General features: G+C 68.5%; 16 protein-coding genes and 2 pseudogenes. 4 read left to right on the top strand and 14 right to left on the bottom strand.

Annotation, left to right across the window (positions count from 1 at the left end; genetic code table 11):
* Window positions 1-142: 142 nt before the first annotated feature.
* From OHA98_RS03075 to OHA98_RS03065, 3 genes are all read right to left on the bottom strand, one after another.
* Entirely contained in the window at window positions 143-2,575 is a 2,433-nt protein-coding gene (locus OHA98_RS03075; RefSeq protein WP_266922548.1) for a sodium-translocating pyrophosphatase, read from the bottom strand.
* Window positions 2,576-3,068: 493 nt separating this feature from the next.
* Window positions 3,069-3,536: an ATP-binding protein gene (locus tag OHA98_RS03070; RefSeq protein WP_266922547.1), complete on the bottom strand. Its 468-nt coding sequence runs from the start codon at window positions 3,534-3,536 to the stop codon at window positions 3,069-3,071.
* Window positions 3,537-3,734: 198 nt separating this feature from the next.
* Window positions 3,735-4,088 carry an STAS domain-containing protein gene (locus OHA98_RS03065; RefSeq protein ID WP_003967428.1) on the bottom strand — a complete coding sequence of 118 codons (354 nt, stop codon included), beginning with the start codon at window positions 4,086-4,088 and terminating at the stop codon, window positions 3,735-3,737.
* 78 nt (window positions 4,089-4,166) lie between these two features.
* On the opposite strand from OHA98_RS03065, the gene OHA98_RS03060 reads away from it, so the two are divergent.
* Window positions 4,167-6,668, top strand: coding sequence for a DEAD/DEAH box helicase (locus OHA98_RS03060; RefSeq protein ID WP_266922546.1), 2,502 nt, complete (start codon window positions 4,167-4,169; stop codon window positions 6,666-6,668).
* A 259-nt stretch (window positions 6,669-6,927) separates the two neighbouring features.
* On the opposite strand, the gene OHA98_RS03055 is transcribed toward OHA98_RS03060, so the two are convergent.
* From OHA98_RS03055 to OHA98_RS03030, 6 genes and pseudogenes are all read right to left on the bottom strand, one after another.
* Complete coding sequence (locus OHA98_RS03055) at window positions 6,928-7,398, bottom strand: Rv3654c family TadE-like protein (RefSeq protein WP_266922545.1); 471 nt, start codon at window positions 7,396-7,398, stop codon at window positions 6,928-6,930.
* A gap of 83 nt (window positions 7,399-7,481) precedes the next feature.
* Window positions 7,482-7,886: a TadE family type IV pilus minor pilin gene (locus OHA98_RS03050; RefSeq protein WP_266922544.1), complete on the bottom strand. Its 405-nt coding sequence runs from the start codon at window positions 7,884-7,886 to the stop codon at window positions 7,482-7,484.
* Window positions 7,873-8,103: a DUF4244 domain-containing protein gene (locus OHA98_RS03045; RefSeq protein WP_266927677.1), complete on the bottom strand. Its 231-nt coding sequence runs from the start codon at window positions 8,101-8,103 to the stop codon at window positions 7,873-7,875. Before OHA98_RS03045 ends, OHA98_RS03050 begins: the two co-directional genes overlap by 14 nt.
* A gap of 158 nt (window positions 8,104-8,261) precedes the next feature.
* Window positions 8,262-9,089 (bottom strand): type II secretion system F family protein, encoded by an 828-nt coding sequence (locus tag OHA98_RS03040; RefSeq protein ID WP_266922543.1) that lies wholly within the window; start codon window positions 9,087-9,089, stop codon window positions 8,262-8,264.
* Complete coding sequence (locus tag OHA98_RS03035) at window positions 9,086-9,922, bottom strand: type II secretion system F family protein (protein WP_266927675.1); 837 nt, start codon at window positions 9,920-9,922, stop codon at window positions 9,086-9,088. The genes OHA98_RS03040 and OHA98_RS03035 overlap by 4 nt, the downstream gene beginning before the upstream one ends.
* A gap of 32 nt (window positions 9,923-9,954) precedes the next feature.
* Window positions 9,955-10,248 (bottom strand): annotated as a pseudogene (locus OHA98_RS03030) (pilus assembly protein CpaF); the annotation flags it as partial.
* Between the two features lie 95 nt (window positions 10,249-10,343).
* Between OHA98_RS03030 and OHA98_RS03025 the strand changes: the two are divergent.
* Complete coding sequence (locus OHA98_RS03025) at window positions 10,344-11,633, top strand: serine/threonine-protein kinase (RefSeq protein WP_266922542.1); 1,290 nt, start codon at window positions 10,344-10,346, stop codon at window positions 11,631-11,633.
* Window positions 11,634-11,651: 18 nt separating this feature from the next.
* Here OHA98_RS03025 and OHA98_RS03020 read toward each other — a convergent pair whose 3' ends face one another.
* The 4 genes and pseudogenes from OHA98_RS03020 to ssd form a co-directional block, all read right to left on the bottom strand.
* Complete coding sequence (locus OHA98_RS03020; protein ID WP_266922541.1) at window positions 11,652-13,754, bottom strand: site-specific integrase; 2,103 nt, start codon at window positions 13,752-13,754, stop codon at window positions 11,652-11,654.
* Window positions 13,755-14,128: 374 nt separating this feature from the next.
* Entirely contained in the window at window positions 14,129-15,280 is a 1,152-nt protein-coding gene (locus tag OHA98_RS03015) for a site-specific integrase (protein ID WP_266922540.1), read from the bottom strand.
* A 204-nt stretch (window positions 15,281-15,484) separates the two neighbouring features.
* Window positions 15,485-16,339 (bottom strand): annotated as a pseudogene (locus OHA98_RS03010) (TadA family conjugal transfer-associated ATPase); the annotation flags it as partial.
* The gene (gene ssd, locus OHA98_RS03005; protein ID WP_266922539.1) at window positions 16,336-17,484 is read right to left on the bottom strand and encodes a septum site-determining protein Ssd; all 1,149 of its coding nucleotides are present in this window, start codon (window positions 17,482-17,484) and stop codon (window positions 16,336-16,338) included. The gene ssd and the pseudogene OHA98_RS03010, both read right to left, overlap by 4 nt.
* Before the next feature lie 497 nt (window positions 17,485-17,981).
* On the opposite strand from ssd, the gene OHA98_RS03000 reads away from it, so the two are divergent.
* Window positions 17,982-18,824 carry an HAD family phosphatase gene (locus tag OHA98_RS03000; protein ID WP_266922538.1) on the top strand — a complete coding sequence of 281 codons (843 nt, stop codon included), beginning with the start codon at window positions 17,982-17,984 and terminating at the stop codon, window positions 18,822-18,824.
* A gap of 374 nt (window positions 18,825-19,198) precedes the next feature.
* Here OHA98_RS03000 and OHA98_RS02995 read toward each other — a convergent pair whose 3' ends face one another.
* Entirely contained in the window at window positions 19,199-20,023 is an 825-nt protein-coding gene (locus OHA98_RS02995; protein ID WP_266922537.1) for an oxidoreductase, read from the bottom strand.
* Window positions 20,024-20,125: 102 nt separating this feature from the next.
* Here OHA98_RS02995 and OHA98_RS02990 point away from each other — a divergent pair, with 102 nt between their 5' ends.
* Window positions 20,126-21,121 carry an ATP-binding protein gene (locus OHA98_RS02990; RefSeq protein ID WP_266922536.1) on the top strand — a complete coding sequence of 332 codons (996 nt, stop codon included), beginning with the start codon at window positions 20,126-20,128 and terminating at the stop codon, window positions 21,119-21,121.
* Window positions 21,122-21,138 lie beyond the last annotated feature (17 nt).

The raw sequence follows: 21,138 nt of genomic DNA, 5'->3' as shown, positions 1-21,138 counted from the left end.
GGCGGGCATGAACACGGCGGCACAGCGGGGCGGACCGCTCCCGGCACCGCAGCGGGGCGGACCGCACATCGTGATGTGCCGTCCGCCCGCCTCTTGACCGGGCAGGGACCGGATCAGGCCTCTCCCTGCCCGACCGGCCCGTTCACGAAGCCACCGTAGGCTCCGGCGACTTGTCCGGCCGGCCGCCCTCTCCCCCGGATCCGTCGTCGTCGCCCACGGCGATCCCGCGCCGTTTGGAGACGTAGACGGCGCCGACGATGACCAGGATGGCGAAGGCCGCGACCACGGCCCGCACCCCGGCGCTCGCGTCCTGTCCGTAGCTGAACTGCACCACGGCCGGGGCGATGAGCAGCGCCACGAGGTTCATCACCTTGAGCAGTGGGTTGATCGCCGGGCCGGCCGTGTCCTTGAACGGATCGCCTACCGTGTCGCCGATGACCGTGGCCGCATGGGCGTCACTGCCCTTGCCGCCGTGATGCCCGTCCTCGACGAGCTTCTTGGCGTTGTCCCACGCTCCGCCGGAGTTGGCCAGGAAGACCGCCATCAGGGTGCCCGTGGCGATGGCGCCGGCGAGGTAGGAGCCGAGCGCACCGACTCCGAGGGTGAAGCCGACCGCGATCGGCGCCAGGACGGCGAGCAGCCCGGGAGTGGCCAGTTCGCGCAGGGCGTCCTTGGTGCAGATGTCGACGACGCGCCCGTACTCCGGCTTCTCCGTGTAGTCCATGATCCCGGGATGCTCACGGAACTGCCGCCGCACCTCGTAGACCACGGCCCCGGCGGACCGGGAGACCGCGTTGATGGCGAGCCCGGAGAAGAGGAAGACGACGGCCGCACCGAGGATCAGGCCGACGAGGTTGTTGGGCTGCGAGATGTCCAGGCTCAGCCCCAGTTCCCCGGCCCTGGCCCCCACGTCGTCGACCGCCGTGGCGATGGCGTCGCGGTACGAGCCGAAGAGCGCCGCCGCCGCCAGTACGGCGGTGGCGATGGCGATGCCCTTGGTGATGGCCTTGGTGGTGTTGCCGACGGCGTCCAGATCGGTCAGGACCTGGGCACCGGCGCCGGTGACATCGCCGGACATCTCCGCGATGCCCTGCGCGTTGTCGGAGACCGGACCGAAGGTGTCCATGGCCACGATCACACCCACGGTGGTCAGCAGCCCGGTCCCCGCGAGGGCCACCGCGAAGAGCGCCAGCATGATCGATGTCCCGCCGAGCAGGAATGCCCCGTAGACGCCGAGGCCGATCAGCAGCGCGGTGTACACGGCCGACTCCAGGCCGATGGAGATGCCCGCGAGCACCACCGTCGCCGGGCCCGTCAGCGAGGACTTCCCGATGTCCTGGACGGGGCGGCGGTTGGTTTCGGTGAAGTAGCCGGTGAGCTGCTGGATCAGCGCGGCCAGGACGATACCGATGGCGACGGCGACCAGCGCGAAAATCCGCGGATCACCGCCGTGCGAGGTGATGGTGGCATCGGTGACGCCGTCCAGTCCGGCGTACGAGGAGGGGAGGTAGACGAACACCGCGACCGCCACCAGGACGAGTGAGATCAGCGCGGAGATGAAGAAGCCCCGGTTGATCGCGGTCATCCCGCTGCGGTCGGTGCGCCGGGGGGCGACCGCGAAGATCCCGATCATCGCGGTGACCACGCCGATCGCCGGAACGATCAGCGGAAAGGCCAGTCCGGAGTCCCCGAAGGCGGCCTTGCCGAGGATGAGCGCGGCCACGAGCGTCACGGCGTACGACTCGAAGAGGTCGGCGGCCATGCCCGCGCAGTCACCGACGTTGTCGCCCACGTTGTCGGCGATGGTGGCGGCGTTGCGCGGGTCGTCCTCCGGGATGCCCTGCTCCACCTTGCCCACGAGGTCGGCGCCCACATCGGCGGCTTTCGTGAAGATGCCGCCCCCGACCCTCATGAACATGGCGATGAGCGCGGCCCCGAGGCCGAATCCCTCCAGCACCTTGGGCGCGTCGGCGGCATAGACGAGGACCACACAGGAGGCACCGAGCAGCCCGAGACCCACCGTGATCATTCCGACCACGCCACCGGTACGAAAAGCGATCTTCATCGCTTTGTGTGAAACGGTGGTGAGATCTTTCTCCGGTTCACCCTCCGCCGGAGTCGCCTCACGCGCAGCAGCGGCCACGCGCACATTACTGCGCACCGCGAGTCGCATCCCGATGTATCCGGTGGCCGCCGAGAAAAGGGCACCCACGAGGAAGAACAGCGAACGCCCCGCACGTTGCGACCAGTTGTCGGCGGGCAACAACAGGAGCAGGAAGAACACAACGACGGCGAAGATGCCGACCGTACGCAGTTGTCTGGCCAGATAGGCATTGGCGCCTTCCTGCACGGCGGCCGCGATCTCCTTCATCCGCTCGGTGCCCTCACCGGCCGCCAGGACCTGGCGTACCAGCAGCCGGGCGACGACCAGTGCGGCGACGGCGACGACCGCGGTGACGATGACGATCAGCCGGTTCCCGTCGGTGAGTACCGCCGCCGCGAGTGCGGCCGGACGGTCGGAAAGTGCGGATTCCTGCGTCGGTACTGCCATGGGTGTGGTGAAGAACTCCGCCATACGTCCTCCTTGACGCTCAGCGCTCAAGTCGTGGACGGATTGTAGGGAGCGAAACCTGATCAAAACAGTGGGCGGGGAACGGAATTGACTTCTCTCCCCCCAACGCCAAAAGATCAGGCCACCGATTCTTCCCGAATGCAGTAATGGGGCAGGCGCATTGCCGGTAGATCACTGTTCACACACAAAGGAAAAGGGCCCTGCTCAGCAGGGCCGGGAAAATCGAAACATCGGGAACGCGTACGACCGCAGGGGGACACCCCGGGCGGACAGCGGGGTGCCGGAAACAACCGGGCGCAGAACCGGCCGGACACCGGAGGGCCGGACCTCTGGACAAACTGGACACCCGTACGCGGCATCGATCAGCGCTCGCGGCACCGTACGCCTACAGGCCCAGGACGCGCCCGGTTGCGCCCAGGTTGCGCCCAGGCTGCGTCACGGAAGCTCGGGGAAATCAGGGGTCAGGGAGCTCGGGGGCTCGGAAAGCTCAGGGAACTCAGGAAAGCGCCGTCGTGTGGGCGGTCGGCCAGCTCATCCGGATCACTCCGCCGTCCGCACCCGAGCGGACTTCCACGTCGTCGACCAGCCCGCTGATGACCGCGAGTCCCATTTCGTCCTCGCCCTCACCCTCGGTTTCGGGGTCGGGTTCGTCGAGACCCACCTCGCGGGCGGCACCACGTCCTCCCGCCGCTGCGGCGGCGGCGCTCCCGGGACCGGGAACCTCGTCACCGACCTCGATCGAGAAGGTCTTGTCCTCATCCGTCAGCACGACGCTGACCGGAGCGGTGATGCCATGGCTGCGATGCAGCCCGACGGCGCGGCTGCACGCCTCGCCGACAGCGAGTCTGACCTCGTCGAGCACCGCCTCGTCCACTCCGGCCCGGCGCGCCACGGCGGCTGCCACAAGGCGAGCCGTCCTGACATGTTCAGGCTGAGCGCTGAAGCGGAGTTCAACGGTGGCCATGTGATCCCCCTCGAACGTTCGGGCGTGCGTCTCAGGGGTCCGGGCGTGTCGCCCGGTACCCCTGCTCTCCTCCTCCGGAAGCCGACAAAGCCGACAGCCGGCCAAAGGCCGACCGCCTGCCCCGCCACGGCCTGCCTGCTGCCGCTGCCGGTCTGTCCACTGCCTGCCTGCCGGCCAAGGGGCCGGCCTGCGCCGACGTCAGTCGGTGGCCGCGACAGCCTCGTCGACCGTGGTGTGAATCGGGAACACCTTGGTCAGACCTGTGATCCGGAAGATCTTGAGAATGCGCTCCTGGTTGCAGACCAGGCGCAGCGAGCCCTCATGGGCCCGGACACGCTTCAAGCCACCCACGAGCACGCCGAGGCCGGTGGAGTCGAGGAAGTCGACACCTTCCATGTCGACAACCAGGTGGTAGCTGCCGTCATTCACCAACTCGACCAACTGCTCGCGCAGCTTGGGCGCGGTATACACATCAATCTCGCCACCGACCTCGACGACCGTACGGTCGCCACCAGGGCCGGACACATTGCGAGTCGACAGGGACAGGTCCACGGATCCTCCAGCACCTTGCTATCGAGCGGTCGCCCCTCGGTCTCCCCGACGGAGCCAGGGGACGGATCGCCAGCCGCGATGGCATTCAATCACTTACCAGCAGCCATGCACGACGCCTTGGGACCATTGTCCGTCACGCCAGTGACACACTCGGTGCCGATGGCCAGGAATCACCGCCCCAGTCGACCACCCGAGAGCGGGGACCACCGCCCCCCTCCCGCCATGATCCTCGACCGGCTCGCCGCAGGGGCGGGCCGGGCCGCGCGCATCACTCATACGGAGCACTTGCCCCCGCGTACGGGAACCCATGCCATCTGGCCGGATCGCATCCGGCCAGAAGTGATCGCGGCGATTCGGAAAGCCGGAATCGACCATCCGTGGGCGCATCAGGCCGCCGCCGCCGAGCACGCCCTGGACGGCGAATCCGTCGTGATCGCCACCGGCACGGCGTCCGGCAAGTCGCTCGCCTACCTGGCCCCGGTCCTGAGCACCCTCCTCGACGGCTCCGAGGCGCCGAACGGCCGGGGCGCGACCGGCCTGTACCTCGCCCCCACCAAGGCCCTCGCCGCCGACCAGCGCCGCTCGGTGAAGGCACTCGCGGCGCCGCTCGGCAACGCGATCAGGCCCGCTGTCTACGACGGGGACACCCCCGTCGAGGAACGCGAGTGGGTACGCCAGTACGCCAACTACGTCCTGACCAATCCGGACATGCTGCACCGCGGAATCCTCCCGTCCCACCCGCGCTGGTCCTCCTTCCTGCGCGCCCTGCGCTTCGTCGTCATCGACGAGTGCCACACCTACCGCGGAGTCTTCGGCTCCCATGTCGCCCAGGTCCTGCGCCGCCTGCGGCGCCTGTGCGCCCGCTACGGCGCGGACCCGGTCTTCCTCCTCGCCTCCGCCACCGCGGCGGAGCCCTCGGTCGCCGCCGGACGTCTCACCGGCCTGCCGGTCAAGGAGGTCTCCGACGACGCCTCGCCGCGCGGCGAACTGGTCTTCGCCCTCTGGGAACCTCCGCTGACCGATCTGCACGGCGAGAAGGGCGCTCCCGTGCGCCGCACCGCCACCGCCGAGACGGCCGACCTCCTCACCGACCTGACCCTTCAGGGCGTCCGCTCGGTCGCCTTCGTACGCTCCCGGCGCGGCGCCGAGCTCATCTCGGTGATCGCCAAGGAACGCCTGGCCGAGGTGGACAGCTCCCTGCCGAAGCGGGTCGCCGCCTACCGGGGCGGCTACCTCCCCGAGGAGCGCCGCGCCCTGGAGCGCGCCCTGCACTCCGGCGAACTGCTCGGCCTGGCCGCCACCACCGCCCTCGAACTCGGTATCGACGTCTCCGGTCTCGACGCCGTCGTCATCGCCGGATACCCGGGCACCCGGGCCTCCCTCTGGCAGCAGGCGGGCCGCGCCGGGCGCTCCGGCCAGGGCGCCCTGGCCGTCCTGGTCGCCCGGGACGACCCGCTGGACACCTTCCTGGTCCACCACCCCGAAGCCCTGTTCCAGCAGCCCGTGGAATCGACCGTCCTGGACCCCGACAACCCCTACGTCCTCGCCCCCCACCTGTGCGCCGCGGCGGCCGAGCTCCCGCTCACCGAACCCGACATCGCGCTCTTCGGGCCCGCCGTTCCCGATCTGCTGCCGCAGCTGGAGGCCGCGAAGCTGCTGCGCAGACGGACGTCGGGCTGGCACTGGACCCGCCGCGAGCGGGCCGCCGACCTCACCGACATCCGGGGCGAGGGCGGCCGGCCCGTCCAGATCGTCGAGGAGGGCACCGGCCGTCTCCTGGGCACCGTCGACGCATCGGCCGCGCACACCGCCGTCCACGAAGGCGCCGTCCACCTCCACCAGGGCCGCACCTATCTGGTCCGGAAACTGGACCTGGAGGACTCCGTCGCGCTCGTCGAGGAAGCCGGTCCGCCGTACTCCACCACCGCCCGCGACACCACCGCCATCGCCGTTCTGGAGACCGACACCGAGATTCCCTGGGGAGACGGACGGCTCTGCTTCGGCTCCGTGGAGGTCACCAACCAGGTCGTCTCCTTCCTGCGCCGCAAACTGATCACCGGGGAAGTCCTGGGCGAGACCAAGCTCGACCTGCCGCCGCGCACCCTGCGCACCCGCGCCGTCTGGTGGACGGTCACCGAGGACCAGCTCGACGCCGCCCGGATCAATCCGGAGATCCTCGGGGGCGCGCTGCATGCCGCCGAGCACGCGTCCATCGGCATGCTGCCGCTCTTCGCCACCTGCGACCGCTGGGACATCGGCGGTGTCTCCGTCCCGCTCCACCCGGACACCCTGCTGCCGACGGTCTTCGTGTACGACGGGCATCCCGGCGGCGCCGGATTCGCCGAGCGCGCCTTTCACACGGCCCGTACGTGGCTGACCGCGACCCGTCAGGCCATCGCGTCCTGCGAGTGCGAGGCCGGCTGCCCTTCCTGCATCCAGTCCCCCAAGTGCGGCAACGGCAACGAACCGCTCCACAAGCGTGGCGCCGTACGTCTCCTCACCGAGCTCCTCAGATACGCACCACCCGCCCCGGAAACGTCGAAGGACACCGGCGAGCCGACGGACCGGGACCGGACGTAGGGACGTAGGAGCGGGTCGGGCTTGGCAGCTGGGCGGGCGCGGAGCTGGAGCGCACTTCGGGACCGTGTCCACGCGTCCCCGGACGAGCCCGCCGTCACCACCGAGTGGGCCCATCGCCGATTGACCCGACCAGCCGGCACAACCGACTGGCACAACCAGCCGGCACAACCCGCTCAGAGGCCGCAGTGGCCACAGAACGCCGCAGGGCGCCCTCTCAGCCGTTTCCGGCCCATGGGTGCCCCTGGAGCCAGACCGGCAGCTACGGGGGCGTCTGAGAGGCGACAGGCGGCTCCCTGGCCACCGTCTCAGCATCCGCGGAGCCCCCAGGCCCCACAGGAGCCAAAGGGCCGTCCGCAGCCCGCGCCGGCCACCCCCCGGTCCCCGCAAGGGCTCCCACCGGCCCCGTAGGGAGTTCCGTCGGCCCAGCAGGTCCCGCCCGGGACCTGACCGCGGGTCGGTACGGGCCGAAGCCCGCCCGCACCGTCACATCCGCGACCTCCCCCCGCACCACGCACCGGACCACCTGCGTGTCCTGCGCCCCGGCCACCCGGCGCGCGGTTCCGCACGCCGCAGCGGCCCCCCTGAGCGCCTGACCGGCCGCCGCGAGAGCCGCCAGGTCCGCCGCCCCACCCGCCCTGTGCCGAGCGGCGACGGCCTGCCCCAGGGCCAGCACAACCGCGAACACCGAGCACAGAGTGACCGTGGTGACCGCCACCCACACCGTCGCCACCCCTCGGTCGCCGCGTCCCTCCCCCCTTCGGTATCTCCGCCTTCGTCCCTCGCTCCGACCGGTACGCCGCTCCCCCGGCCCCGTCACGGCGCGACCCCCACCGTGTCCTCGGCCAGCGCCGCCGCCTCGGCGGTCAACGTCAGGGCCAGCGCACCCGGCCCCGGAGTCGGCGCCTCCACCCGTACCCGCCACAACTCCCCGGCCCTCTCCACCCCGACCCGGGCCCCGTCCGGTGCCGAGTCACGGGCGGCCGCCAGCACCGCTGCCTCCGGCTCCGAACGGGCTGCGGCCCTCGCCCCCGCCCGCGCCGCGTCCACGCACCGGATCTGCGCGGAGGCCGCCGCCAACGCCCAGACCAGCGCCATGGCGAACGCCACCAGCACCGGAATGGCCACGGCCGCCTCCGCTGTCACCGCACCCCGGTCCCGGTGCGGCGGACGCTCCCGCCCGCCGCACCGTCCGGCCGGCCCGGCCTCAGAACTTCGCATCGAGCGCGTCCTTGATCAACGACTGCATCGCCGACAGCACCGGCCCGCTGTTGACCACCTTGTAGAGCACCGCCGCGAAGGCACAGGCCGCGATGGTCCCCACCGCGTACTCGGACGTCGTCATCCCGCGGTCAGACCGGCCGAACCTGCCCGACCACCTTGCCGGCCACCCCGCGGGCCACTCCGGTGGCCACTTCGCCGAACGTGTGCGGCACAGTGCGGTCCAGGCCCATTCCCTGACTTTATTGCTCATCTCAAACCCCCTGTTGACATCGCTGCGGAGCGGGCGCCCGAACACAACACCCGCGAAAGAAGAGGAAAGTTCGCGCTTCCTGCCCCTTGCTGATCAGGGGAAGGGACACACCCCGGGACGGCTCAGCCGGCGTCCATCAGTCCGGTCGCCAGTCCGATCACCACCGGCGCCACCCCGACCGCCAGAAAGGCGGGAAGAAAGCAGAGTCCGACCGGTGCGGTGATCAGCACACCCGCCCGCTGGGCCCGCGCCACGGCCGCACCGGCTCTCTCGGCGCGCATCGCCTCGGCCAGCCTGGCGACCGGTTCCGCCGCCGGAGCCCCGGTCGCCCCCGCCCGATACAGACAGCGGGCAAGCGGCCCGGCACCCGGTATCTCCCCGAACCGACCCCACGCCAGGGACGGTTCACCACCCAGCCGAATCTCCACCGCCGTGCGGATCAGGCGGTCGCCGACCGGGCCGCCCAGGGACTCCCCCACGGCCTCCGCCGCCTCCCGCGGCCCCGCTCCCGCCGCGATACAGGCCGCCAACAGATCAGCGGCGAGCGGAAGTTGCAGAGCCGTCCGCGCCTTCTCCTCATCCGTCACATCCGGTCGGCCTGCCTCACGGGCCCGCTGCCGACGCCAGATGCCGTACGCCGCGACCGAACCGACCGCGCACCCGATGAGCCCGCCGGCCAGAATCCATCCGGCCGCGAAGGCCCCAACCGGCGCCGCCCACCGCTTCAGCCGGCTGCCATCGCCCCTCACCCCCTTCCGTCCGCTCCGCCCCGCGCGGCTCCGCCGGCGCGCCCGCCCGGCGGCCCCGGCCGCGAGCAGCACCGTTCCCCGTCCACGCGCCGCCCGATCCCGTCGCCAACCGGCCCAGGCCAGGGCCAGATGCGCGACCGCGGCCACCAGCGCTCCCCACAGCCCCAGGTTGCGCGGCATCTCTCCGGCCGCCACGTTCATGCCGCCTCCCCTCCCCGTACGATCCGGTTCGCCCAGAACAACCCAGCCGCTTCCAGGGCTCCGCCCACCGCCAGGCAGACCAGCCCGCCCGCGCTGTGCAGCAGAACCCCCAGAGGGTCCGCCCCTAGCGCCGCGCCCAGCCCGAGGCCGACGACCGGCAGGAGCGCCAGCACCACGACCGTCGACCAGGCGCCCGCCAACTGGGCCCGCAACTCCTCCCGTCTGCGCCGCTCAGCCCGCAACGCCCCCTCAAGGCGGTCCAGACCGGCGGCGAGACCGGCACCGCCGTCCACCGCCACCCGCCAGCACGCCGCCATTCCGGCGAGCCCGCCCAGACCCGGCCCGTCCGCCGCCTGCCGCAACGCTCCCGCCACATCTCCGCCGAACCGCGCAGCCGCCAGGACCGCGGCCTCCGCCCCACCCATGGCCCCGCCCGGCCCCGGCGCGTCCCGCACGGCGGCCAGCAACGCCTGTCCCGGCTCCCGTCCGGCGCGCAGCTCCCCCACCACCGCACCGCACAGCGCGGCCACCGCCTCCGCCGACCGCTCCCGCTCCCGCTGCCCGGAGCGCGCCCGCAGCCACCTCCGTACCAGCGGCACCGCCACCGCCCCCGCCAACAGCGGCAGCACCGATTCCCCCAGCACGGCGAGCACCACCGCCACCGGCACGGACCACCACTCCCGCCGCCCCAGGACAAACGCCCGCACGGCGTCGAGGCCCTCCTGCGGCAACCGGGACGTCGCCGCCTCACCCATGAACAGCGCACTCGCCCGTCGGGCACCCGGGTCCCGCACCGCTGCCAGCCAGACCGCCGAACCCGCACAGACCACCATCGCCTGCGTCGTGTACGCCGATGCCCCTCCTGTCACGAGGCACCGCCGATCAGAGACCCCAGCCGCTCCCAGCCCCGGTCCCGCACAAAGCCGTCGGCACCCCAGCGCAGTGCGGGCACCGTCACCACCAGCCCCGCCGCGTCCCGTTCGAGAATGTGCACCTCGGCGATCCTCCGCCGGCCCGACCGGTCCCGTACGAGATGGACCACCACCGAGAGCGCGGCGGCCAGTTGGCTGTGCAGCGCCACCCGGTCGAGGCCCGCGGCCGTGCCCAACGCCTCCAGCCGGGCCGGTACATGCCCAGCGGCGTTCGCGTGCACAGTGCCTTCTCCGAACTAGAGACTCAGGAGTTGCCCACTCCTCACCGCGCAAGCTCCTACACTCCGGCACAAGGCTCAGCACGGGGACAGGGGCACTGGGGATGGGAACAGTTCGCGTAACCAAGCACGAAAAGCTTCGGGGCGGCGGGCAAGGAACAGTCTGGCGGGCTACGCGGCTTGACACTAACGAGACCGTCGTCATGAAGTACCCACTTGATTCTTTGGACATGTCCGAAGGGTCAGCTGACCGGAGACGCTTCGCTCGCGAGGTTCGCTATCAGTCATCTCTGCGCCACGTCGGCATCATGCCTATCGTGGGCATGAACCTAAAGGCTGATACGCCATTCTTTTTCATGCCGCTCGCCAGCCACTCCCTTGAGGATCTACTGAAGTCCGGTGCCATTTCGGAGGAGATCACCCTCTCGATCGCAACAGAGATTCTCGCGGCACTGGAGTATTCGCATAGCCAGGGCGTCCTGCATCGCGACTTGAAGCCAGCGAATCTCCTCTACCTGCAAGACCGATGGGTTATATCCGACTTCGGCCTGTGCCGGCAGATGAACTCAAACAGCACCACCATCACGCACGTGGGTACAGTCGTCGGCTCCTTCGCTTACATGGCACCGGAGCAATGGGATAACGCACACGAGGTAGATGAAACTGCAGATATTTACTCCGTAGGCCAAATCATCTATCACTGCCTGGTAGGTGAAGAACCATGGCCGCGGGCAAGAATCGGCAAGTTGGACGCTAAGTACCGGTACTTCATCAGTCGCTGCGTCGCCGAGGAACCCGTCGAGCGCTTCCAGTCAGTCTCTGAAATGCGGAGAGAACTGGAATTGCTCACAGCGCCACACGTGGAGCTGGCGTCACCAACGACTCGCGCTAATGAACTGAAGACCAAAGCGCTAGCGGGACATAAAGAAGCCGTGTCGGGCCTCCTTCAACTGATCGCGGATTCATCCGACGACGAGGTGTTCTGCAAGGAGTTCATGCCGTCACTTCCGCTTGAGATTTTGCACTATATGCACGAGCGGGATCCGATTACCTTCGAGAAGATCGTCCGCACCTTCGATGAATACTCACAGGGCGGACACCCCTTCGACTATACTGACGAGATCGCCGATTTCTTCTTCAGGGTGATCCAGGTGGCGAAATACAGCGGGCCTATCCGCCGCCTAAGCCTGCACAGAATCATGATCGTCGGCACTTACCACAATCGCTTTCACGCGGGAGAGGTATTTGCCCGAGCCGTATTTGCCTGTAGGAAGAATGCGGAAGACGTGGCATATGTCGCGTCGCTTCTGGCGGATGACCCACACGCGGCAAGGTTCATGGGAAGCTACCTAAAGCAGTACTCCCTCCCGGGAGCGATCCTGAAAGAGCTGTAGCCGGTAACTTCAGGACGCCTATTCTCGGTCGCACGACGCGTCTACCGCAGCAGTACGGGCAACGATCTCCCGGAAGGTAGGGATACCCAGATTGACCGCCTCCTGCTTCCGGGCGATCTGCGCATCGAGTTGGGCGAGTTTCTCTTCAGCGTGAGTGAGACTACTCTGCAGCCCTTCGATTTCGCCGAGCCAGCCTTCGTGTTCGGCTTCCTGGATCCGGGCTCGCAGATTGTCGTGTATCTCGACCAGTCGGGGCTTTTCCGTCGCGTGCACGATCAGGACTGGGCAGCGGACACAAGCGTGCTCATGAGCACAGTCGGTGCCGTAGGCGCGACCGCATTCACCCAAGGCCAACTTACGCCGCTCGAAGTGGCCGAGGAACTCGTCCCACTCCTCCGGTGTAACCGTTCGATATTCCTCAACTGGCCTCAAGGCCCGGCGTCGGGCAATGAATGCCCGGTGAGCCTCGATGGCATCCGCAGGGTAGATGGCGGCGTATCCCATCGTGGTTCCGATGTGCTCGTGCCCAGCAATCACCTGGGCGATGTGCGGCGGCAGGCCGTTAAGGATGGAGTCCGTGATGAAGATTCTGCGAAAGTCATGGGGCTGGAACGTCAGCGGTTCTCCGGTGTTGTCGAGGAGCCCGGTGTCGGCCAGGGCCTTGTTAATCCCTTTACGAATAAAGCTTGCTGACAACCGATGACCTTGGCCGGCGTTGCTCTCCTGAAAGAGCAGGGGCATCGGCGGATTCCAGACTCGCTCATGTCCGTCGTAGCTCGGGATCACGGCCACCTTCCCGTCGGCGCCCCGGACCCGGGATATGACGGTGCTCAGCACATCGGCCAACTCCGGCGTGACCAGGAGAAGTCTTTCCTGATCAGTCTTCGATGGCGCGATCTGCAGGAGCGGAACGACTTGTCCTGTGGTGGGGAGCGTGTAGCTGATGATGCTGTGATGCCCCAACTCCTGGAGCTCTTCGATTCGGATGCCGCTGTGCCGCAGGATCTCGATGGCTGCCCATCCCCAGAACGCCATCCTCTCCTCTGCGCCAAAGTCACGTGCAACACCCTGGCTGTCCCAAGCCCTGGTCGGGCGACCGCCGACCCGAGTAGTCGTTCGCGGGACGGCGAACGTCTCGCCTGAGACAGTGAACTCCGCCCCAAGAGACGCCGCGTTGAGCGCGCGGAGTCGCCCCTGAGCCTCCTTGAGGCGACGCTCGGCAGCCTTAACGAGCATGGGAACGACTGGTAGCCGTTCTCGGGTGCGCTGGTCCATGCGGGACTTCCGTTGACGTTCTACCTTTTTGACCACGAGCTCGGACGCGCTGACGGGACAGGGGGCCACCCAGCCTGCCCACTTTTCTGGTTCCTCAAGAGCCCACTGCGCAAGGTCCAGGTAGAAGGCCCGCACCGTCGTCTTGACAGCCACAGCACTTCTTCGCGGCTCGGTCATTTCCACCACGGAGCCGTCTGGTAGGCGTTTGCGTACGATTTTGGTGGCGAGTCGGGCTTTCCAGGCGGCACTGACGTCGGTCGGCAAATTCAGAGAGTCAATCCCCGGGTGGTGGTGTTCTATATCCGCCCAGAATCGCAGCGCCAGAGTTGCCGACAGGGATTTAACCGTTCCGTAGTCAATGGCCGGAGACCGCTCTAGCAGATAGGCCACGATGGCGTCACGAACCGGCTGGCACTTCAGCCGATAACGGTCCACCAGTTGCGCCGGGTGGACTTGCCCACTCCGATATGTAATGCGGCGCAAGGTTGGGGGGCCATCTGCAGGAAGGCTCCCCAGGTCGCGGAGCAACTCATAAGCCGTTAGGATCCGAATGGTTTCCCTACTGCCGGACATCTGGAGCCACAACAACAGATCCCCGACGGTAATGTCCCGGACACCACCGCCTTGCGAGACGATGATCTCGGAGATCAATTTCAGAGCTGCGGATCCCTTTTTGCTTGTCACTACGTCAACTGGCAGCGACGCCCGCAGGTACGCGAAACCCTCGGGATCACGGGATACCTCGATGGCCGGTCGGAGATGCCTGGACAAGATGCCATTGATGAAGTGTGGGTTGGGTCGGATCGCATCCGCGCAGAGCAGGGCGAGGAGGCCCGTTCTGCTCATCGAGTTCCCAGGGCGGTGTCCCAGCGATCTGGCCCACTCCCTGAAGTCGTCCTGCCAGCCGGCGGATAGGGCCTGCTGGGACGAACCGGGACTCGACTGCCAGCGTTGCTGCCAGGTCGTGCCGGGGAATGTCTCCAGCCAGTTCAGCAGGAGACGTGCCCCACGCATCCGGGCGTCCTGGGCTCGGTCGGCAAGGGCTCGCAGCGGGGGCTGCTCAAGCCGGTGAAGAATCTCCTCGCGCGATGCTTCCGCTCCAGGCCACGTAGCGAGGGGCACCCTCGGAGGGAACCGACCTATCAGTGCGACCGCTTCGGCGCCCGTCAGGTCTGTGTTTCGCGGAACGAAGTGCGCAACAGCCTGTGTCTCAGTGATGGTCATGGCATGTCCCGGCCGAACAGAACGGACAAGGAATTCGGGTTATATGCGGTTTCGACCTGCTTGGGCGGATCATTGCGCTGCTTTTCCCGACGGGCGTGATGGGCGAGACCGGCGACGATGACGTCGTCCCTGGTCGGGCGGTTGTAGACGTCCAGCGTCAACAAGCTCTTGTGGCCGAGGATGTGTTGAACGTAAACCGGCGGCATATCCGGGTCATCAAGCATCAAGAACGTCGCCGTGTGTCGCAAGTCGTGCAGCGTCCAGTTGGTGCCCAGAAGGTCGTTGGCGCGGTTGAACATCATGCGGGCCGCGTCGTATTCCAGCGGTCTCCAAGGGCGACGTAGCGTCCACCACAGCGGTTGCTGACGACCGCGAGGGACACCCTTCTTCCAAGCCGCTTCCTGGTATAGCCGCAGCCAGATGAAGGCATCGGGCGTGGCGGGCAGTTCTTGGTAGTCACGGCTTCCTTTGCGGATCACGCCTATGGTCTGCTGGCCGACAATCGCACTGCCCTGCTTCGAGGTGAGCAGTTCCTCCGCGCGGGCACCCGTGGCGACCCAGAAAGCCAGCAGGGCCCTGTCGCGGTGCGAACGGAGGCTGGCAAAGACCTCGGTGTACTTCTCATCAGGGATACGTCGTGGAACCCGCTTGGGGATCTTGGGTCGGTAAAGACCGGTCCGCTGCCTCTGGTATTGCTGCCCAGGGTTGTGGTGAGCATGGGCTCGGCCTGAGTGCCGACTGCGGTCGAGGGGGAAGGGATTGACCAGCAGCGATCCCGTGTTGTGCTCCAGATGGAAGTCGTAGAACGACCGCAGCACCGTCTCGCAGTGGGCTCTGGTGTTGGGCGCATATTTCAAGCCGACGGTGGGCTTCCCAGTCACTGGGTTCGGCGTTCCGGGCGTCGGCCTACCGGTCTGAGCCGGCCGAGAGATCGCGGCGGACTCCTTGCCGCGGTGGCGCCAGTGGACACGTAGTGGCTTGTCCGCCAGTTTCATCCACAGCATGAAGTCCCGGGCATCCTCACGAGTCGCGCGGTCCCACTCGATCCCAAGTACCCACAGGTAGCGCCACCAGCGGAGGAGATCCATGCCATATGAGCGCGGTGTCAACGGTGAACAGTCCCTCGCCAGAAGGTCCTTCAGGTACACCGCGGCAGGCTCTACCGGCCTTCCGGCCGGATCCAGCAACCGGTAGGGCTCCCACGGATCTCCAGTCGCGAGAAGTTCGCCTATCTCAGGCAGTACAAAGCTCTTCAAGTCCCGTCGGGGACGTTGCTCATCTGGCATGGCGGGAAGCTAGCAGAAAGTGCCTCTGACCTGCGAGAACGTGTCAGTTAGTTCGGTCAATAGATCGCACCCTCCTTCGTGCCCCGTGTTCAACGCGGCCAGCAGGTCGGCCACTTCGGCGCCGCGCACCTCCCCGACCACCAGCCGGTCGGGGCGCATCCGCAGCGCCTGCCGCACCAGGTCCCGCAGGCTCACCTGCCCCGCGCCCTCCTGGTTGGCGGGCCGGGACTCCAGGCGCACCACATGCGGATGGTCCGGCCGGAGCTCCGCGGAGTCCTCCGCGAGCACGATCCGTTCGTGCGCGCCGACCGCTCCGAGCAGGCTGGCCAACAGCGTTGTCTTCCCGGCTCCCGTCCCGCCACTGATCAGATAGGAGATCCTGGCCTCCACCAGCGCCCGGAGGACTCCGTCGCCACCCGGTGGCACCGTCCCCGCCGCGACCAGCTCCGCCAGGGAGAAGGCCCGGGGCCGCACGACGCGCAGTGAGAGGCAGGTCGAGCCGACGGAGACCGGTGGCAGCACCGCATGCATCCGGGTCCCGTCGGGCAGTCGCGCGTCCACCCACGGCCGGGCATCGTCCAGCCGTCGCCCGGCCACCGCCGCGAGCCTCTGCGCCAGTCGCCGTACCGCCGCCGCGTCCGAAAAGACGGTCCCCGTCAGTTCGAGCCCGCGACCCCGGTCGACCCACACCCGGTCCGGCGCGGACACCAGCACATCGGTCACCGCCGGATCGGCCAGCAGCGGCTCCAGTACCCCGGCTCCGACCAGCTCGCCGCGCAACTGCTCTGCCGTGCCCAGCACTTCCGCATCGCCCAGCAGTCGCCCCTGAGCCCGCAGCGCGGCCGCCACTCCGGCGGGCGTGGGTGGCGCGCCGCTGCGCGCCAGCCGCTGCCGCACGGCGTCGAGCAAGGCCTCCGTCATGACCGGCCTCCCCCGGCCGGACCGGTCGTCGTGCCGACGGTCGGACCACTGCCGTGCCGGACGTCCGCCCGGTCCCAGAACGCCTCACAGAACCGCGCCAGCGGCCCGCGGGCACTGCCGCCCGGTGGCACGCCATCGTCCTGGGCTGCCGACAGCCCCGATTCCAGCGGAAGTTCACCCACGAGAGGAAGGCCGAGCGCCTGCGCGACCCACTGTCCGTCCAGACCCGCCGCATACGGCCCCCGCGCCACCACTCGGATGTCGTCCAGCACCATTCCGGCCATCGCCGCCACCCGCTTCGCCGCCGCGACCGCCCGCAGCTCGCCGGGGACCACGAGCAGGCCGAGGTCCAGTTGCGCCAGTGCCTCCGCGACGCCCCCGTCGACCCTTCTGGGCAGATCCACGACGACCGCCCCGCCGAGACGGCGCGCGGCGGCGAGCACGGCCTGCATCGCCTGCGCCGGGATGACGACCTCATCGTCCCGGCCCCAGCTGAGCACCCGCAGTCCGTGCAGCGCGGGTAGCGAGTCCTCCAGAGCCCCACCGCCGAGACGCCCCTTGGAATGGACGAAATCTGGCCACCGCATACCCTCCGCCCGCTCGCCTCCGAGCAGCACATCGATGCCACCGCCGAGCGGGTCACCATCGATCAGCATGGTCCGACGGCCCGACCGCGCCGCGGTGACCGCGAGGGCACAGGCCAGCGTGGACGCGCCGGAGCCGCCCCGCCCGCCGATCACCCCGACGGTGAGCGCGGGCCTGCCCACCCCCTCGGACGCGTTGGCGATCTGGTCGACGAGCCAGCTCTCGGAATCGGGCAGCCGCAACACGTATTCGGCCCCGATCTCCACCGCCTTCCGCCAGACGTCCGGGTCGTCCTGGTCCCGTCCGACCAGCAGCACACCCCGTCTGCGCGCGGCACCGCGGCACCGCGCGGCCGCGTCGTCGCCCACCAGGACCATCGGCGCCCGGTCCCAGCCGCCCCTTCGCTCGGGCGGCCCGTGATGGACTTCGGGTTCCGCCCCGGCCGCCGCGCACAGCCGCAGCAGATCGTCGAGCAACTCCACGTCTTCGGTCACGATCAACGGTCCGCCCCGCCGCCCTTCGGCGATCGGCAGACCTTCTCGTGCGAGGGATCCAGCCACGATCTCCGCCCCTTCTCACTGCCCTTCAGTGCGGTCCGCGGCGATCTCGGAGCGTTCCGAGATGCGCGATTCCGGAACCCGCGGACTTCACGGGTGGAATCAACGTGCAACACCTCGGAAAAACATGTGGATCTTGCTGAAAAACTGTGGACAACTTCGACGCTGTGAATAACTTCGTAGCTCATACCGGTGACTTCCGGAGCGCAGCCCTTCCGTTACGCACGGTGACGAGGGAGAGTGTGCAGAGCGCGGCAGGAGCCGGGGCAGCTCGGACCGGAGAAGGAGGGGAATCATGAATCCGAGCGTCAAAAACGCGTCCGGACATGCGACGACCCCCGCCGGGGGGGAGAGCGGGGGTCGTCCCCACGGCCGACTCGGGGGGGGAGGAGTCGGACCGGGTTAGCACGGTCGCGAACGATCCGTGACTTCCATGGTGTACCCGAGGGCCTTCTCAGGCAAACCCACGCGCCGGAGTTTACGCCGAATGGTGGGCCCCTATGCTCAGCCTTGTGGAAAACTGCTTCTCGCCGCGTACAGCAGCCTTCTTTGACCTGGACAAGACGGTCATTGCGAAGTCTTCGACTCTGACCTTCAGCAAGTCCTTCTACCAAGGCGGACTGATCAACCGCCGTGCCGTACTGCGCACCGCGTACGCACAGTTCGTGTTCCTTGCCGGGGGCGCAGATCACGATCAGATGGAGCGGATGCGCGAATATCTCTCCGCGCTCTGCAAGGGATGGAACGTCCAGCAGGTCAAGGAGATCGTCGCCGAGACCCTGCACGACTTGATCGACCCGATCATCTACGACGAGGCGGCCACCCTCATCGAGGAGCATCACACCGCGGGGCGTGATGTGGTCATCGTCTCGACCTCGGGCGCCGAGGTCGTCGAACCGATCGGCGAGCTGCTCGGCGCCGACCGGGTCGTCGCCACCCGGATGGTCGTCGGCGACGACGGCTGCTTCACGGGCGAGGTCGAGTACTACGCGTACGGCCCCACCAAGGCAGAGGCGGTCAAGGCGCTCGCGGTGTCGGAGGGGTACGACCTCTCGCGCTGCTACGCCTACAGCGACTCCGCCACCGACGTACCGATGCTGGAGTCGGTGGGGCACCCCCACGCGGTCAACCCGGACCGGGCGCTGCGGCGCGAAGCGACCCTGCGGGACTGGCCGATTCTCGTCTTCGACCGGCCGGTTCGGCTCAAGCAGCGCCTGCCCGCTTTCTCGATGCCGCCACGCCCGGCGCTCGTGGCCGCAGCAGCGGTCGGGGCGGCGGCCGTCACCGCCGGGCTGGTCTGGTACGCCAATCGCCGGCGCACCGCCGGCGCACTCTCCGCGTGATGCGCGGGTCCGGAGATCCGCCCGGCAGGCCCGCCCGATTCACCCTTATTTGAACCTAAAAGTAAAGAAGTGGAGCCAGGGCTTTCCCTTCCCCCGGTACTGGAGTACAAAGGACTCAACGGCCCGCGAGACCAGGGACATCCGAGAGGATCACCTTCACGCAGCAAGGCCCCACGGACCGAGCACGAAAGCCGAGCACCCACGCGACGTCGACCCGTCGATTACGGGCCAGCCGCACCAGGTGACGGGCAAGGTTCCCGACCTGATGGGCATATTCCGAGGACGCTTGGTAACTGGGTGGACGTGCCAGCGGCGGTACCGGAGCCGGTACCGCCGCAACCCGTTCACCACCCCGGCCGTCCGGCGCGCACGCCCTACGCGGCACCTCGCTGAAGCGCCTCGCACACCGCGGTCGACTCCCGCACCCCCAGCTCCACCGCGCGTCCGCAGTGGGTGATCCAGGCAGCCATACCCTCGGGGGTCCCGGCCGTATAGCCCTCGAACGCCGCGACATAGGCCGCCCGCCCCTGCTCCGCGTGACCCACCTCCGCCGGGCAGATGGACTTGGGGTCCAGCCCGCTGCCGATCAGGACGATCCGTTCCGCCGTCCGCGCGACCAGGCCGTTGCGGGAGCCGAAGGGACGCAGGGCGAGGAGTTCCCCGTGCACGACCGCGGCGGTGACCAGCGCCGGGGCGGTACTGCCCGCGATGATCAGCTGCGAGAGGCCTTCGAGCCGCCCGGCCACCTCGTCGGCACTCGGCAGCGGCGCCTCGATCAGCGGTTCATCAACGGGCTCACCGGCCAGCCGCGGCCGTCCGACCGCGTCGTCGGGAGACGCGCCACCGGCCGCCACCAGGTGCAGTCGCGCAAGGACGCGCAGCGGTGACTGCCGCCAGATCGAGAGCAGCTGGCCGGCTTCCGCGGTCAGCCGCAGCGCCGCCCCGACCGTGCGCGCCTCGTCCTCACCACGGAAGTCGGTGCGCCGGCGCACCTCCTCCAGATTCCAGTCGGCCCCGGCCAGCGCGGCGGAACCGCGCGAGCCGCGCAGCGCCGCTTCGGCGGTGACCTCGTTGCTGCGACGGCGCATCACGCGATGGCCGTAGACCCGGTCCACGGCCTTGCGTACGGAGTCCACGGCGTCGGTGACCCCGGGCAGGGCGCCGAGGGCGGCGAGCGGGTCTGAGGCAGTCGTACTCATAAGTAGCGAGGCTACGCGCCCCCTGCGCCCGTACCGCCTTGGAGTGGTCTTCTTCACGAACCGTGGCAGCAGTGCGCGTTCGTGCGGCTACCCTAGGTGAACATGAAGATCGCTTTCGTAGGGAAGGGCGGCAGCGGCAAGACCACGCTGTCCTCGCTCTTCATCCGCCACCTCGCCGCCAATGAAGCCCATGTCCTCGCAGTGGACGCCGACATCAACCAGCACCTCGGGGCCGCGCTGGGCCTGGACGAGGAAGAGGCCGCCGCGCTGCCCGCGATGGGTGCGCAACTGCCTCTGATCAAGGACTACCTGCGGGGCAGCAACCCCCGCATCGCCTCCGCCGAGACGATGATCAAGACAACGCCGCCCGGCGAGGGATCGCGGCTGCTGCGCGTGTGCGAGGACAACCCCGTCTACGACGCGTGCGCGCGCACGGTCCGGCTCGACGACGGGGAGATCCGGCTCATGGCCACCGGCCCGTTCACCGAGTCCGACCTCGGTGTGGCCTGCTACCACTCCAAGGTCGGGGCGGTCGAGCTCTGCCTCAACCACCTGGTCGACGGTCCGGACGAATATGTCGTGGTCGACATGACCGCGGGGTCGGACTCGTTCGCCTCCGGGATGTTCACCCGCTTCGACATGACGTTCCTGATCGCGGAACCGACTCGGAAGGGGGTGTCGGTGTACCGCCAGTACAAGGAATACGCACGGGACTTCGGCATCGCGCTGAAGGTCGTCGGCAACAAGGTGCAGGGGCAGGACGACCTCAACTTCCTGCGCGCGGAGGTCGGCGACGACCTGCTCGTCGGGGTGGGCCAGTCCGACTGGGTCCGGGCGATGGAGAAGGGCCGCCCGTCCCGGTTCGATCTGCTGGAGGCGGACAACCGGATGGCGTTGCAGGCCCTCCAGGACGCCGCGGAGGACTCGTACGAACTGCGGGACTGGGAGCGTTACACACGCCAGATGGTGCACTTCCATCTGAAGAACGCGGAGAGCTGGGGCAACGAGAAGACGGGCGCCGACCTGGCTGCCCAGGTCGACCCCGCCTTCGTGCTCGACGAGCGGTGCGCGGAAGCGGGTGTCAGCGCTCCCGCGTAGCCGCGCGGCCGGCCGGC

It is taken from the genome of Streptomyces sp. NBC_00654, assembly GCF_026341775.1.
Taxonomy (GTDB): Bacteria; Actinomycetota; Actinomycetes; order Streptomycetales; family Streptomycetaceae; genus Streptomyces.
This window is presented reverse-complemented; position numbering and strand designations above follow the sequence as displayed.